Below are 16,490 nucleotides of genomic sequence, written 5' to 3' on the forward strand. Positions count from 1 at the left end.
CTGCTTTCTAAACAGAAAATATAGAGAAGAAAATGTTTCATATGAAACATTTTCTTCTCTATCTATTTACCGCCTACTCTAATGGAAGCTTAACTGGGGTACCAGGTTTTCTAGGATATTTTTTAGGCGTTTTCTTTATTTTATCTATTAAAATAATGTAACGTTCACTTTGCTCCAAAGGCAATTGGAAATGTTCAATCGACTTCACTTTTCCACCTAATACTTGAAATGATTTTTCCCCATTTTTTAATTCCTCAGGGGCAGAAGCACCTTTCATTGCTAAAAAGCGTCCTTGTTCTTTAACAAGCGGTAAGCAAAATTCATTAAGAACCGAGATACGTGCCACGGCTCTTGCTGTTACAAGATCGAATGACTCGCGAATCGTTTCTTTTTTACCAAATGTTTCAGCTCGATCATGACATAGTGTGACATTGTCTAGTTCAAGCTCATTTACAAGATGCGTCAAAAACGTAATACGCTTTTGTAACGAATCAACAATGGTTACATGCAAATGCGGGAAACAAATTTTGATCGGAATACTTGGAAATCCTGCTCCTGCCCCTACATCACACATGGATTCAATTTCTGTAAAGTCTTGAAAAAAAGCAGCTGAAATAGAATCGTAAAAATGCTTTTCATACACTTCACCGTGATCAGTGATAGCAGTTAAATTCATTTTTTCGTTCCATTCCACTAAAACTTGATAATACTTTTCAAATTGATTCAGCTGTTTAGAAGAAAGAGAAATTCCCTTTTCTTCTAATAGCTGTTGAAACTGTTGAATATTCATTGAGTTTCCCTTTCTTCGCGCCTAAGAGTTTTAATCATTTGATACTTTAGCGATGCGCCCTTGTTCAATATAAACAAGCAAGATTGAAATATCAGCTGGGTTGACTCCAGAAATACGTGAAGCTTGCGCTACCGTTAGTGGACGCACTTGGTTTAATTTTTGACGGGCTTCTGTAGCTAAACCGTTAATTGCATCATAATCGATATAATCAGGAATCTTTTTGTTTTCTAACTTCTTCAAGCGTTCAACTTGTTGAAGTGATTTCTGAATATATCCTTCGTATTTCACCTGAATTTCTACTTGTTCAGCTACTTCAGGATCTACCGTCTCATCCGCTGGTGCTAATTGATGAATATGAGTATACGTCATTTCAGGGCGGCGAAGTAAATCTGTCGCACGAATGCCATCTTTTAATTCGCTGCCGCCAGCTTCTTTAATCAGTTGTTGAACAGCTTCATTCGGCTTAATAATAAAAGAGAAAAGACGTTTCTTCTCTTGCTCGATTTCCGCTTTCTTTTGTTCAAATTTAGCATAGCGCTCATCGCTGATTAATCCTAGTTCACGACCAATTTCAGTGAGGCGTAAATCAGCGTTGTCGTGACGAAGCAATAAACGATATTCTGCACGCGATGTTAGCAGACGATACGGTTCATTTGTTCCTTTTGTTACTAAATCATCCACCAATACACCGATGTAAGCATCAGAACGTCCTAAGATGACTTCTTCTTGTTCCAGCGCTCTTCTTCCCGCGTTAATTCCGGCAAGAAGACCTTGGCCTGCAGCTTCTTCATAACCAGACGTTCCGTTAATTTGTCCAGCCGTATAAAGATTTTTAATTTTCTTCGTTTCCAGCGTTGGCCATAACTGAGTCGGAACAATTGCATCATATTCAATAGCATAGCCCGCACGCATCATTTGGACTTTTTCAAGACCAGGAATTGTTGCAAGCATTTGACGCTGTACGTGCTCAGGAAGGCTTGTTGATAGTCCTTGAACATACACTTCTTGCGTATTTCGTCCTTCTGGCTCTAAGAAAATTTGGTGACGCGGTTTATCATTAAAGCGCACAACCTTATCTTCAATAGATGGACAGTAGCGTGGTCCAGTACCTTTGATCATCCCAGAATACATAGGGGATAAGTGGAGGTTGTCATCAATAATTTGATGCGTTTGTTCACTTGTATATGTTAACCAGCAAGGCAATTGATCTGTAATGTACTGTGTTGTTTCATATGAGAAAGCACGAGGCACATCATCACCAGGCTGAATCTCCGTTTTGCTGTAATCGATAGTTGAGCTATTAACACGAGGTGGAGTTCCTGTTTTAAAACGGACCATGTCCAGTCCTAACTCCTCTAAGTGTTCAGAAAGCTTAATAGCAGGTTGTTGATTGTTAGGACCGCTTGAGTATTTTAGTTCACCTAAAATAATTTCCCCGCGTAAGAATGTTCCTGTCGTAATAACAACTGTTTTAGCTTTATACACAGCTCCCGTTTGAGTGACAACACCTGTACATACACCGTCTTCTACGATTAACTGTTCTACCATGCCTTGCATAAGGGTTAGGTTTTCTTCATTTTCTAACGTTTTTTTCATTTCATGCTGATAAGCAAATTTATCTGCTTGAGCTCTAAGTGCTCGAACAGCCGGACCTTTTCCTGTGTTTAACATTCTCATTTGAATATGAGTTTTATCGATATTTCTACCCATTTCTCCGCCAAGAGCATCAATTTCACGTACGACAATACCTTTTGCAGGACCACCTACAGAAGGATTGCAGGGCATAAACGCCACCATGTCTAAGTTGATGGTCAACGTTAACGTTTTAGCACCCATACGCGCAGAAGCAAGCGCCGCTTCACATCCTGCATGACCTGCTCCAATGACAATAACATCATATTGTCCACCTTCATATTGCATAATAGTAGCCTCCTTTAATAATCTATTTTCCTAAACAGAATTGAGAGAACAACTGATCAATTAAGCTTTCGTGAACAGCATCACCAATAATTTCACCTAATAGTTCCCACGTTCTTGTTAAATCAATTTGGACAATATCGATTGGAACACCACTTTCAATACCTGTGATGGCCTCATCGATAGCTCCTCTTGCTTGCGTTAAAAGCGCAATATGTCTCGTATTAGATAAATATGTTAAATCTTGAGATTCAATTGTTCCTTCAAAGAAAAGAGCTGCGATTGCTTCTTCAAGCTGATCCACTCCTTGTTCTTGAAGAAGCGAAGTCGTCACTACTGGATGATCACCAGCAAATTGCTGCACTTCCTCTAGATTAATTTTTTGCTCAAGATCTGTTTTATTCACAATAACAATAACGTCCATGCCTTCTACAGCTTCAAATAGCTTTTTATCTTCGTCCGTTAATTCTTCATTGAAATTCAACACAAGCAAAATTAAATCCGCTTCTTTCAAATACTGACGGGAGCGTTCCACACCAATTCGTTCTACAATATCTTCTGTTTCACGAATTCCAGCTGTATCAACTAATCGTAGAGGAACTCCTCGCACATTAACGTACTCTTCGATCACATCTCGCGTCGTTCCAGGAATGTCTGTGACAATAGCCTTTGCATCTTGCACTAAACTATTTAGAAGAGAAGATTTCCCTACATTAGGACGTCCAATAATAACCGTAGCTAATCCTTCTCTTAAAATTTTCCCTTGATGAGAGGTTTGAAGAAGCTTATCAATTTCTTGGCGTACATTTGAAGCTTTTTCGATCAACACTTGGTGAGTCATTTCCTCTACATCGTCATATTCTGGATAGTCAATGTTCACTTCTACATGGGCAAGTGTTTCGAGAATTTCCTGGCGTAAATGACGTACTAGCTTGGACAAACGCCCTTCCATTTGGCCAATTGCCATATTCATCGCTTTATCTGTTTTGGCACGAATTAAATCCATTACAGCTTCTGCTTGTGATAAGTCTACTCGACCATTTAAAAATGCTCGTTTTGTAAACTCACCTGGCTCGGCTAAACGGGCACCATTTGCAATAACTAACTGCAGCACACGATTAACGGATACAATTCCTCCGTGACAGTTAATTTCAATAATGTCTTCTCTAGTAAATGTCTTGGGACCTTTCATAATGGAAAGCATCACTTCTTCAACGACTTGCTCCGTCTTGGGATCTACGATATGACCGTAGTGAATAGTATGAGAAGCTACGTCTGTTAATCGTTTATTCGAAACGCTTTTAAAGATACGATCTGCAATCGTAATTGCTTCTTCACCACTCAGGCGGACGATGGCAATAGCTCCTTCTCCCATTGGTGTAGAAATGGCCGCAATTGTATCAAAATCTAGCACCAACTTCACCTCATTTCATTTTATAAACCTTTTATTTTAAACGATGTTATATACTATCATCGTTAACAATTTTCTACGAACAAAAACATCTATTTTAAGGCCTGTGATTTGTATGAACCAAATAAATAGAATACCACAATTCACCGATTTGGAACATCTCTAACGTTCTTCTGTTATACACAGCAAGAAAAACAGGCAGTATGTACTATTTTAACTTATCCACATGTGAATAACAACGTATGCATCTTGATTTTTTTGAACGCTAGATCGATAAAATAAGCATATAAAAAAGCACTAGCTTATTTTGCTAGTGCTTTTTGGCAACTGGCTGAACCAAAATACTTCTTTTCGGTTCTTTGCCAACGGATTGTGTCTCAACTAAAGAATTTTTAGCTAACGCTTGGTGAATCATTTTTCTTTCATGGGAAGGCATTGGTTCTAGTTGAACAGATCGATTCGTTTTAATCGCCTGATTAGCTATTTTTAATGCCAGTTTTCCGACCATTTCTTTTCGTTTTTCCCGGTAGCCTTCTGGATTTAAGACAACATTTAAAAATTGCTGACTGTATCGATTAGCTACCAATTGTGTGAGAAGCTGGAGCGCATTGAGGGTTTGTCCATGTTTTCCAATCAACATTCCCGCTGAATCGCTACTAATCTCAATTATGCAGTTTCTGGAGGTTTTTTTGACGTTCGTATGAATCGAAATCCCCATTTCACGGCTAACATTTGTAATAAAATGAACCGCTTCCTCTACAGGGTCAACTATTTTTGTAACTTTTACAACTGCGGGTTTTCCCTTAAAGATTCCTAAAAATCCTTTTTTACCTGGTTCAATTATTTCTACATTTGTTTGATTTCGCTCTACTTCTAAAGCATTTAATGCTTCTTGAACAGCAGCTTCAATCGTCTGGGCCGTAATTGTGATTTCGTTCATTTTTTAACCCCTTCAATATTCGCTTGTTTTAAGTCTGGCCCTTTAATGAAGTAGGTTTGAATAATCATAAATAGATTTCCCACTACCCAATAAAGAGATAAGGCGGCTGGAAAATTGATTGCAAAAACCACAATCATGATCGGCATAATCCAAAGCATCATAGCCATTTGAGGATTTTGATTTGCATTTCCGGCCATCATCATCTTTTGCTGAATAAACGTTGTGATTCCTGCGACAATTGGTAAGATAAATAGCGGATCACGCGCACCTAAATCAAACCATAAAAAGCTGTTGTTTGCGATTTCCGAAGTTCGTGTAATCGCGTGGAAAATCCCAATAAGAATGGGCATTTGAATTAGAATTGGGAAGCACCCAGCTAAAGGATTTACTCCGTAAGTTTGGAATAATGCCATCGTTTCTTTCTGCAATTGCTGCTGCGTCTGGGCATCTTTTGAACTGTACTTCTCCTTTAACTTCTGCATTTCGGGCTGAAGCATCTGCATTGCTTTCGTGTTTCTCATCTGTTTGATCATAAGCGGTAGAATAAGTAAGCGAATCAGGATCGTGACAACGATGATCGCAACTCCATAGCTTTTAAATACCTCCGCCAGATACGTAATGACTAATGACAGCGGATACACAACATACTCATTCCAAAAACCTTTACTATCATCTGTAATAGGTTGGTTCATTTCCGTACAACCCGCTAAAACAGTTAATAGAAAGATAAGCGTTATCCCTAAAAACAACTTCTTCTTCACCTGTTTTTCCTCCTTCTACATGTTCACCTTTCAATTCTGAAAGTGCGTCAAAATCCATTATATAAGGATGCGGTAGAAAAACAACAGCTATTAAAGGCTTTTCTTCTATTGTTTATTAATCGTTTTGTCTATGTGTAAGTAATTTGCCACGCTTAAAGACATGCTGCAAACTGCTTTTAATTTCTTCATAGCTCATTGTTGCAGCAGGCTGCCTTGCAATTACAATATAATCTTTGTCTTGCTTTAAATACGGTGTGAATTCAAACATAATTTGTTTAGCAAGGCGCTTAACTCGATTACGAGTCACGGCATTTCCAATCTTTTTGCCCACGGAGAATCCTACGCGGAAATGTTCTTGATCCGGTTTGTCTAGAACATACAAGACAAATTGGCGATTCGCTACGGACTTGCCCTTTTTAAAAACGGTTTGAAATTCATCATTCTTTTTTATACGATATCTTTTTTTCATTTTTAACAACTCCTGCCCTTTTTCAGGTCATGCTTTTATGTAGTCCCTACAGGAACAGAGGTGATTTTAGCCTTAGAAAGCGAAAAAAGACCACTGGCGTCAGTGGTCTATTATGCTGATAATACTTTTCTTCCTTTACGACGACGACGAGCTAAAACTTTACGTCCATTCGCTGAGCTCATACGAGCGCGGAAACCGTGTACTTTACTGTGCTTACGTTTGTTTGGTTGGTAAGTTCTTTTCATCTATAAACACCTCCTCGAGGAATAACTGAAAAAGACAGTCCTTGCAATTATAATGAAAAGACTAAGAAGATGTCAATGTTATTTAAAAAATAAAATTTTCAATCTCTTGGTTTCATTATCTGTTTTACTCAATCTTCTTCATTCTAATATCTTTATAACCCAATTGTCTATACCTAATCAATAAAATTCATTGATTTATTAAAGAAAAAATTTTTCCTTTTCATCTCTTTTTCTTTCTCTACCAGCTGCGATCGCATCGTTACTGAACAAAACTACAACAATAAATGTTATAAAAAGCCTCTTTTTTATTCAAATTCTTCTCTTAAACCTTTGTGGATAAGTTTTTTCGACATTTTTCTACTTTTCCATTTCTTATCGACAACTCATGCACACTATCTTGTGTTGTGGAAAACTTTTCTCCACAAGGTGTAGTGATTGTGGATAAGTTTCGAAAATTCATTGCATCATGCCGAATTCTTTGATATTATATTTTTGTTTTCACTCTTAATTACTTTTCCACAGTTGGTTTTTATCCACAAACTGTGGACAACTTGTGGACATCATTTCCACTATCACTGTATAAAGTTATCCACACCATGTGGAATCTGTCGAATAGTCGGCTTTCTTCTATAATATATATTTACCCACATAATAGCAATTGTATAAATATAAATTTTTTATGCATAAGGTTTTGTACAGGTTGTACAAGGGTTGTACAAAGCGCATGAAAACTAGAAAAAGGAGGGGTTACTCGTTGGAAAACATTCATGATTTATGGAACAGAGCTTTAGATCAAATTGAAAAAAAATTAAGCAAACCTAGTTTTGAAACCTGGCTCAAATCGACAAAAGCTCATGCTTTGCAAGGAGACACGCTCATTATTACTGCGCCTAATGATTTTGCACGGGACTGGTTAGAATCTAGGTATTCTAATTTAATTGCTGAAACACTTTACGACCTTACGGGGGAAGAGTTAGATGTGAAATTTATTATTCCTCCTAACCAGGCCGAGGAAGAATTCGATATTCAAACTCCTAAAAAGAAAGTCAATAAAGACGAAGGAGCAGAATTCCCTCAAAGTATGCTAAATTCGAAGTATACCTTTGATACATTTGTTATCGGATCTGGGAATCGTTTTGCCCATGCAGCTTCTTTAGCAGTAGCAGAGGCGCCGGCTAAAGCGTATAATCCGCTTTTTATTTACGGGGGAGTAGGATTAGGTAAAACACACTTAATGCACGCAATAGGCCACTATGTGTTAGATCATAATCCTGCTGCTAAAGTCGTGTACTTATCATCTGAAAAATTCACAAATGAGTTTATTAACTCTATTCGTGACAATAAAGCAGTAGAATTCCGCAACAAATACCGCAATGTAGATGTTTTACTGATTGATGATATTCAATTCTTAGCGGGTAAAGAGCAGACACAAGAAGAATTTTTCCATACGTTTAATACGCTTCATGAAGAAAGCAAGCAGATTGTCATCTCAAGTGATCGACCGCCGAAAGAAATTCCTACACTTGAAGATCGACTTCGTTCTCGCTTTGAATGGGGCCTTATTACAGACATCACACCACCAGATTTGGAAACACGAATTGCTATTTTGCGTAAAAAAGCAAAAGCGGACGGCTTAGTTATTCCAAATGAAGTTATGCTTTATATCGCCAATCAGATTGATTCAAATATCAGAGAATTAGAAGGAGCACTTATTCGCGTAGTAGCTTATTCTTCACTAATTAATAAAGATATAAACGCTGATTTAGCAGCAGAAGCATTAAAAGATATCATTCCTAGTTCAAAACCTAGGGTTATTACGATTCAAGATATCCAACAGATTGTTGGACAAGAATTTAATATAAAATTAGATGATTTCAAAGCGAAGAAACGTACAAAGTCAGTAGCGTTTCCTCGACAAATTGCCATGTACCTTTCTCGCGAACTAACGGATTTTTCGCTGCCTAAAATTGGAGAAGAGTTTGGCGGGCGAGACCATACTACGGTCATCCATGCTCATGAAAAAATCTCAAAACTTGTTCAAACAGATACTGACCTACAAAAACAAATTAAAGAAATAAGTGAATCACTAAAAATATAGGCTTTTTTTACTTGTATTTTGTGTATAAGTGAGTTAGGATTGTACACAGTCTGTCCACATGTGGATAGGCTGTGTTCTCACGTTTTTAGGGGTTATCCACATTTCCACAGCCCCTATTACTACTACTATCTTAAAATATAATAAATAATAAGCTTTTAAACCTACTTTTAAGGAGGATTAATTATTATGAAATTTATCATACAGAAAGACTACCTAGTTCAAAGCGTTCAAGACGTTATGAAAGCTGTATCTTCTAGAACAACAATTCCAATTTTAACAGGGATTAAAATTGTAGCGACTGAAGAAGGTGTTACTTTAACCGGAAGTGATTCCGATATCTCTATTGAATCGTTTATTCCAAACGAGGAAGAAGGAAAAGAGATTGTTGATATCCAAAAACCAGGAAGCGTTGTTCTCCCAGCTCGTTTCTTTAGTGAAATCGTCAAAAAGCTTCCTAAAGACATCGTAGAATTGGACGTCCAAAGTCACTTTTTAACAATCATTCGTTCAGGAAAAGCTGAATTTAACTTAAATGGTTTAGATGCAGAAGAGTATCCTCATTTGCCACAGATCGAAGAAAACAACATGTTTAGATTACCGACAGACTTATTAAAAAACATGATTCGACAAACTGTCTTTGCAGTGTCCACCTCAGAAACACGACCTATCTTGACAGGTGTAAACTGGAAAGTCGACGGCAAAGAATTAACGTGTATTGCCACTGACAGTCATCGTCTAGCTTTGCGAAAAGCGACCATTGAAACTGGAAATGAAGCAACGTATAATGTGGTTATTCCAGGTAAAAGTTTAAGTGAATTCAGTAAGATCCTTGATGATTCTCATGAATTAGTAGACATCGTTATCACGGAAAATCAAGTATTATTCAAAACAAAACACTTACTATTTTTCTCAAGATTACTGGACGGAAATTATCCTGACACTTCAAGATTGATCCCAGCCGATAGTAAAACGGATGTTATATTGAACGTAAAAGAATTTTTACAATCGATTGACCGTGCTTCTTTATTAGCTCGTGAAGGAAGAAACAACGTAGTAAAACTATCTACGCTGGATGAAGGAATTGTTGAAATTTCTTCTAACTCTCCTGAAATCGGAAAAGTAATTGAAGAGGTACAAAGTCAGTCTATCTCAGGAGAAGAATTAAAAATTTCTTTTAGCGCAAAATATATGTTAGACGCATTAAAAGCGCTCGAAGGAACAGATATCAAAATTAACTTCACTGGTGCGATGCGTCCATTTGTCATTCGAACATTAGAGGATGATTCAATGCTGCAGCTGATTTTACCAGTGCGAACATATTAAATCTCAGAAAGCTACTAGCATGCCGTACTAGTAGCTTTCTTTTCTCAAGAAGAATTATTTAGTAAAATAGAGATACATCATTAGAAAGTGAGAGAGTCGCATGAAAACAGAGGTTAAAATTTCAACTGAATACATTACGCTTGGCCAGTTTTTAAAACTAGCAGACGTCATTCAAACAGGTGGAATGGTAAAATGGTTTTTAAGTGAGCACGAAGTATATGTGAACGGGGAGCTAGAAGAGCGCCGTGGGCGTAAATTATATGCAAATGACGAAGTGGATATACCGGCTGCAGGATCATTTGTTGTTATTACTTAAAGTTGGTGAAACGTTTGTATATTAAAGAAATTACTTTAACAAATTACCGAAACTATACGAAGACAACGATTCCCTTTGAAAATAAAGTAAACGTCATTTTGGGTGAAAACGCACAGGGTAAAACAAACGTGATGGAATCGATCTTCGTATTATCTATGGCTAAATCTCATCGTACGTCCAACGATAAAGAATTAATTAAATGGGACTGTGAGTATGCAAAGCTATCGGGCATTGTAGAAAAGCATAGAGGGCCCGTTACACTGGATTTAGTCATCTCAACAAAAGGGAAAAAAGCAAAATATAATCACATTGAGCAGAAAAAACTCAGTCAATATATAGGGTCAATTAACACTGTCATGTTTGCTCCGGAGGATTTGAACCTAGTTAAAGGGAGTCCGCAAGTAAGGCGCAAATTTATCGATATGGAAATTGGTCAAGTTTCGCCTGTTTACATGCATGATTTAAGCAGGTATCAAAAGATTTTGCAGCAAAGAAATCAATATTTGAAGCAGCTGCAGACAAAAAAACAAACGGATCTTTCACTTTTAGACGTACTTACGTTACAGTTAAGTGAAATGGCAGCGAAAATCTTAAAAAAACGTTTTGAGTTTTTACAGTTACTCCAACAGTGGGCAGAGCCTATTCATAAAGGGATCAGTCGAGACTTAGAAACATTAAAAATTGAGTATAAGAATTCAATTGATGTATCAGAAGATGCAGATTTGTCGAAAATGTTAGAAGCATATCATCAAAAGTTTGATAAAATAAAAAGTAGAGAAATTGATAGAGGTGTCACCTTAGCAGGACCACACCGTGATGATCTTCTTTTCTACGTTAATGAAAAAGACGTTCAAACATTTGGTTCACAAGGGCAACAGCGGACGACTGCTTTATCGTTAAAGCTTGCTGAAATTGAGTTAATTCATCAAGAAGTAGGTGAATATCCAATTTTGCTTTTAGATGACGTATTGTCTGAATTAGATGATTTTCGTCAATCACACTTGCTAAATACCATCCAAGGAAAAGTTCAGACGTTTGTAACGACAACGAGCATTGAAGGAATTCATCACGAGACCTTAGAAAAAGCCGCTACATATCATGTAGAAGCTGGCCAAATTCAAAAGGTCAAATAGCAATTGATCTGTCTAAAAACTTTTCACAAGGCAATCTAACTGAAATATGATATCATTATAGTTTTAAGTCTATATATTTCAACTCGTACCCTCGATTATGAAAATTTTGTGCATAAGTAAACAAATGGCAAATACATTAAAGGCTCCGTATTATTTCCACATAATATTCGAAAAACATAATACAAAATGATAAATACAGCAGTTTGCTGTTAAAAAAAAGTGTAGGTGATACATTTGACGATGGAACAAAAAGAAGTACAAGCATATGAAGCTGATCAGATACAAGTATTAGAAGGATTAGAAGCTGTTCGTAAACGTCCGGGGATGTATATTGGATCAACGAGCGCAAAGGGTTTACATCATCTTGTATGGGAAATTGTAGATAATAGTATTGATGAAGCGCTGGCCGGCTATTGCGATGAAATTAATGTTATTATCGAAAAGGATAATAGTATTACAGTCAAAGATAACGGTCGTGGAATTCCAGTTGGTATTCAAGAAAAAATGGGCAGACCTGCCGTTGAAGTTATCTTAACGGTTCTTCATGCCGGAGGTAAATTTGGCGGCGGCGGCTATAAAGTATCTGGTGGATTACACGGTGTAGGTGCCTCAGTTGTTAACGCACTTTCTACCTCTTTGGAAGTACACGTACATCGTGACGGTAAAGTTCATTATCAAAAATATGAACGAGGTGTACCGGCTGCTGACTTAAAAGTAGTTGGAGAAACAGATAAAACAGGTACTGTTATTCAATTCCATCCAGACGGTGAAATTTTTACAGAAACGCTTGAATACGATTTTGATACGTTAGCTAATCGTCTGCGTGAGTTAGCTTTCTTAAACCGCGGCATTAAAATTACGATTGAAGACAAACGTGAAGAAGATAAAAGACGTGAATACCATTACGAAGGCGGAATTAAGTCTTACGTTGAACACTTAAACCGTTCGAAAGAAGTGATTCACGAAGAGCCGATCTATATTGAAGGTAATCGAGACAACATTTCTGTAGAAATTGCTATTCAATATAACGATAGCTACACAAGTAATTTATATTCTTTCGCAAACAACATTCACACATATGAAGGTGGAACGCACGAAGCAGGATTTAAAACAGCGTTAACGCGTGTAATTAACGACTATGCACGTAAAAACAGCGTATTTAAAGATAGTGACGCCAATTTAACGGGTGAAGATGTTCGTGAAGGAATTACAGCTATTATCTCTATTAAGCACCCAGATCCGCAGTTTGAAGGACAAACAAAAACAAAGCTGGGAAATAGTGAAGCAAGAACAATTACTGACTCTGTGTTTGCAGAACACTTAGAAACTTACTTGCTAGAGAACCCTATTGTGGCGAAAAAGGTAATTGAAAAAGGTTTAATGGCTGCAAGAGCAAGAATGGCAGCTAAAAAAGCTCGTGAGCTTACAAGACGTAAAAGCGCGCTTGAAATTTCAAACTTACCGGGTAAATTAGCAGATTGTTCATCAAAAGATCCTTCTATTAGCGAACTCTATGTAGTAGAGGGTGACTCTGCCGGAGGTTCAGCTAAGCAGGGAAGAAGCCGCCATTTCCAAGCTATTTTGCCTTTGCGCGGTAAAATTATCAACGTAGAGAAAGCGCGTTTAGATAAAATTTTATCTAATAACGAAATTCGTACAATCATTACCGCTCTAGGAACGGGTATTGGTGACGATTTTGATATTTCGAAAGCCCGCTACCATAAAATTGTGATTATGACAGATGCAGACGTAGATGGTGCGCATATTCGTACGCTTCTTCTAACGTTCTTCTATCGCTATATGAGACAGATTATTGAGCACGGATATGTGTACATTGCCCAGCCGCCGCTTTACAAAGTTTCACAAGGTAAAAAAGTAGAGTACGCGTACAACGATCGTCAATTAGAAGAGGTATTAGCTTCTTTCCCTGAAGGCGCAAAACCAAACCTTCAGCGTTACAAAGGTCTAGGAGAGATGAATCCTGAACAATTATGGGAAACAACAATGGATCCAGAATTCCGTACCCTTCTTCAGGTGAACTTGCAAGACGCAATTGAAGCTGATGAGACATTTGAAATTTTAATGGGCGACAAAGTAGAACCGCGCCGTAATTTCATTGAAGAAAATGCTCAGTACGTAAAAAATCTCGATATTTAAATGAACGGTAATACCCTTTATATTTTTTATAAAGGGTATATAAACGTCAGGATAGAGATAGGTTCTATCCTGCGTTTACATATATATGAATTACTATACTGAACTTCGCGAAGGAGGTTCTTATCGATGTCAGATAAACCAAACTCTCAAATAAGAGAAGTAAATATTAGTCAAGAAATGCGCGCATCCTTTTTAGATTATGCAATGAGCGTAATTGTATCGCGTGCTTTACCAGATGTAAGAGACGGACTTAAGCCCGTGCACCGTCGTATTTTATATGCAATGAATGATTTAGGTATGGGATCGGATAAGCCATATAAAAAATCAGCTCGTATCGTAGGAGAAGTAATTGGTAAGTATCACCCACACGGTGACTCAGCTGTATATGAAACAATGGTTCGTATGGCACAAGATTTTAGCTATCGTTATATGCTAATTGACGGTCATGGAAACTTTGGATCTGTTGATGGAGATGCAGCAGCAGCTATGCGTTATACAGAAGCAAGAATGTCAAAAGTTTCGATGGAACTGTTACGTGACATCAATAAAGATACAATTGATTATCAAGATAACTATGACGGTTCTGAACGTGAACCAATTGTATTACCTGCTAGATTTCCAAATTTACTTGTAAACGGTTCAGCCGGAATTGCGGTAGGTATGGCGACAAATATTCCTCCGCATCAGTTAGGGGAAGTCATTGACGGCGTTTTAGCTGTAAGTCAAGACCCTGATATCACAATTGCAGAGTTAATGGAGATTATTCCAGGACCGGATTTCCCAACTGCAGGACAAATTCTTGGCCGCAGCGGGATTCGTAAAGCTTATGAAACTGGGAAAGGTTCTATTATTGTTCGCGCAAAAGTAGAAATTGAAGAACAAAACAATGGTAAACAAACTATTATTGTTCATGAACTTCCATACCAAGTAAATAAAGCAAAGCTAATTGAAAAAATTGCCGAGCTAGCTCGTGATAAGAAGATTGATGGAATTACGGACTTACGAGATGAGTCTGACCGTTCGGGTATGCGTATTGTTATTGAAGTAAGACGTGATGCAAATGCAAATGTTTTATTAAATAACTTATATAAGCAGACATCTCTTCAAACAAGTTTTGGTATTAATACTCTTGCATTAGTAGATGGACAGCCAAAAGTATTGAACTTAAAGCAATGTCTACAGTACTATTTAGACCATCAGGTAGTGGTGATTCGTCGTCGTACTGAATTTGAACTTCGAAAAGCCGAAGCACGCGCGCATATTTTAGAAGGTTTAAAGATTGCTCTTGATAATTTAGATGCTGTTATTGCTTTAATTAGAGGTTCTCAAACAACAGATATTGCACGTGAAGGATTAATGACGCAGTTTTCGTTATCTGAAAAACAAGCGCAAGCTATTTTGGATATGCGTCTGCAGCGTTTAACAGGATTAGAGCGAGAGAAGATTGAAGCGGAATATCAATCTTTATTAGCGCTAATTGCTGAATTAAAAGCTATTTTAGCAGATGAAGAAAAAGTATTAGAAATTATTAGAGAAGAACTAATAGAAGTAAAAGAAAGATTCAATGACGGCCGTCGAACAGAAATCGTAAGCGGAGGAGCTGAAATTATCGAAGACGAGGATCTGATCCCTCGCCAAGATATTGTTATTAGCTTAACGCACAACGGCTATATTAAACGTTTGCCTGTTTCTACGTATAAGAGTCAGCGAAGAGGCGGAAGAGGTATTCAAGGAATGAATACAAACGAAGATGATTTCGTTGAACATCTTCTAACAACGTCTACTCATGATACGATTCTCTTCTTTACAAATAAGGGAAAAGTTTACCGTACGAAAGGATACGAAATTCCAGAGTATGGAAGAACGGCTAAAGGGATACCTATTATTAACTTATTAGAAGTAGACAAAGGTGAATGGGTAAATGCCATCATTCGCGTCGATGAATTTGTAGACGATTGGTATCTATTCTTTACTACAAAACAAGGAATTTCTAAGCGTACACCTTTATCTTCTTTTGAGAACATTCGAAATAGCGGACTTATCGCCTTGAATTTAAGAGAAGAGGATGAATTGATTTCTGTTAAATTGACAGATGGTAAGCGCGATATGGTTATTGGAACGAAGAAGGGTATGTTAATTCGTTTTAATGAAAATGATGTTCGTTCAATGGGACGTACAGCTACTGGAGTTAAAGGGATTACTCTCGATTCAGAAGATGAAGTAATCGGTATGGAGATTCTCGAAGAACAATCAGATATCTTGATCATTACGAAAAATGGTTACGGAAAACGTACGCCGATTGAGGAATATCGTGTACAAACAAGAGGCGGTAAGGGTTTAAGAACATGTAATATCACTGATAAAAATGGTGATGTTGTCGCACTGAAATGCGTATCTCAAGAAGAAGATATTATGCTTATCACAGTAAGCGGCGTTCTTATCCGTGTTTCTGTTTCAGATATTTCACAAATGGGCCGTAACACACAAGGTGTCAAAGTCATCCGTTTAGGAGACGAAGAGTTTGTTTCAACGGTTGCAAAAGTACAAACTTCAGAAGATGAAGACGAAGTATTAGATGAATTAGATGAACATGAAGAGACAGATATAATAATTGAAGCTGAAGAAACGGAAGAATAAAAAAAGCCCCTGAAAAAGCAGGGGCTTTTTTTTATGTAAAAAAACCTTGCCATAGGCTTTTTATTTTGGTAATATATAAAAAGTCAGCAAAACACATATAAGTTTTTTAGTAGTTTTAAAAAAAGTTATATAAAAGTGTTGACAATGATTCTTATAAAGTGTTATTATATAGGAGTCGCTTTAAGACAAGAGTTCTTTGAAAACTGAACGAAATAGTAAACGTCAACGTTAATTTTTATTTTTTTAAACGAGCAAGCCAAACATTTCTTCGGAGAGTTTGATCCTGGCTCAGG

Annotated in this window: 13 protein-coding genes; 6 read left to right on the forward strand and 7 right to left on the reverse strand. The window is 37.3% G+C overall.

Annotated elements, in window-relative coordinates; translation table 11 throughout:
* Window positions 1-73: 73 nt before the first annotated feature.
* The 7 genes from rsmG to rpmH all read right to left on the reverse strand — a co-directional run bounded on the left by rsmG (window position 74) and on the right by rpmH (window position 6,533).
* Window positions 74-790 carry a 16S rRNA (guanine(527)-N(7))-methyltransferase RsmG gene (rsmG, locus tag AC1VNJ_RS20265; protein ID WP_013085565.1) on the reverse strand — a complete coding sequence of 239 codons (717 nt, stop codon included), beginning with the start codon at window positions 788-790 and terminating at the stop codon, window positions 74-76.
* A 30-nt stretch (window positions 791-820) separates the two neighbouring features.
* On the reverse strand, window positions 821-2,710 hold the full coding sequence (mnmG, locus tag AC1VNJ_RS20270) for a tRNA uridine-5-carboxymethylaminomethyl(34) synthesis enzyme MnmG (protein WP_013059925.1): 1,890 nt from the start codon (window positions 2,708-2,710) through the stop codon (window positions 821-823).
* 22 nt (window positions 2,711-2,732) lie between these two features.
* Window positions 2,733-4,121: a tRNA uridine-5-carboxymethylaminomethyl(34) synthesis GTPase MnmE gene (gene mnmE, locus AC1VNJ_RS20275; protein WP_028411914.1), complete on the reverse strand. Its 1,389-nt coding sequence runs from the start codon at window positions 4,119-4,121 to the stop codon at window positions 2,733-2,735.
* A 307-nt stretch (window positions 4,122-4,428) separates the two neighbouring features.
* Window positions 4,429-5,058 (reverse strand): RNA-binding cell elongation regulator Jag/EloR, encoded by a 630-nt coding sequence (gene jag, locus AC1VNJ_RS20280; RefSeq protein WP_482641211.1) that lies wholly within the window; start codon window positions 5,056-5,058, stop codon window positions 4,429-4,431.
* The gene (spoIIIJ, locus tag AC1VNJ_RS20285) at window positions 5,055-5,819 is read right to left on the reverse strand and encodes a YidC family membrane integrase SpoIIIJ (RefSeq protein ID WP_028411912.1); all 765 of its coding nucleotides are present in this window, start codon (window positions 5,817-5,819) and stop codon (window positions 5,055-5,057) included. The genes jag and spoIIIJ overlap by 4 nt, the downstream gene beginning before the upstream one ends.
* 115 nt (window positions 5,820-5,934) lie before the next feature.
* Complete coding sequence (rnpA, locus tag AC1VNJ_RS20290; RefSeq protein ID WP_013059929.1) at window positions 5,935-6,288, reverse strand: ribonuclease P protein component; 354 nt, start codon at window positions 6,286-6,288, stop codon at window positions 5,935-5,937.
* 110 nt (window positions 6,289-6,398) lie between these two features.
* Window positions 6,399-6,533, reverse strand: a complete 135-nt coding sequence (rpmH, locus tag AC1VNJ_RS20295; RefSeq protein WP_013059930.1) for a 50S ribosomal protein L34 — start codon at window positions 6,531-6,533, stop codon at window positions 6,399-6,401.
* Between the two features lie 754 nt (window positions 6,534-7,287).
* Here rpmH and dnaA point away from each other — a divergent pair.
* From dnaA to gyrA, 6 genes are all read left to right on the forward strand, one after another.
* On the forward strand, window positions 7,288-8,631 hold the full coding sequence (gene dnaA, locus AC1VNJ_RS20300) for a chromosomal replication initiator protein DnaA (RefSeq protein WP_028411911.1): 1,344 nt from the start codon (window positions 7,288-7,290) through the stop codon (window positions 8,629-8,631).
* Between the two features lie 186 nt (window positions 8,632-8,817).
* Window positions 8,818-9,954 carry a DNA polymerase III subunit beta gene (gene dnaN, locus AC1VNJ_RS20305; protein WP_013054821.1) on the forward strand — a complete coding sequence of 379 codons (1,137 nt, stop codon included), beginning with the start codon at window positions 8,818-8,820 and terminating at the stop codon, window positions 9,952-9,954.
* 100 nt (window positions 9,955-10,054) lie between these two features.
* The gene (gene yaaA / locus AC1VNJ_RS20310) at window positions 10,055-10,270 is read left to right on the forward strand and encodes a S4 domain-containing protein YaaA (RefSeq protein ID WP_013054822.1); all 216 of its coding nucleotides are present in this window, start codon (window positions 10,055-10,057) and stop codon (window positions 10,268-10,270) included.
* Between the two features lie 14 nt (window positions 10,271-10,284).
* Window positions 10,285-11,403: a DNA replication/repair protein RecF gene (recF, locus tag AC1VNJ_RS20315; RefSeq protein WP_013054823.1), complete on the forward strand. Its 1,119-nt coding sequence runs from the start codon at window positions 10,285-10,287 to the stop codon at window positions 11,401-11,403.
* Between the two features lie 240 nt (window positions 11,404-11,643).
* On the forward strand, window positions 11,644-13,560 hold the full coding sequence (gyrB, locus tag AC1VNJ_RS20320; RefSeq protein ID WP_028411910.1) for a DNA topoisomerase (ATP-hydrolyzing) subunit B: 1,917 nt from the start codon (window positions 11,644-11,646) through the stop codon (window positions 13,558-13,560).
* Between the two features lie 126 nt (window positions 13,561-13,686).
* A complete protein-coding gene (gene gyrA / locus AC1VNJ_RS20325; RefSeq protein ID WP_028411909.1) occupies window positions 13,687-16,197 on the forward strand; it encodes a DNA gyrase subunit A in 2,511 nt (836 codons plus the stop codon).
* The last annotated feature ends 293 nt before the right edge of the window (window positions 16,198-16,490 follow it).

This window comes from Priestia sp. 3CA3, from assembly GCF_056836725.1.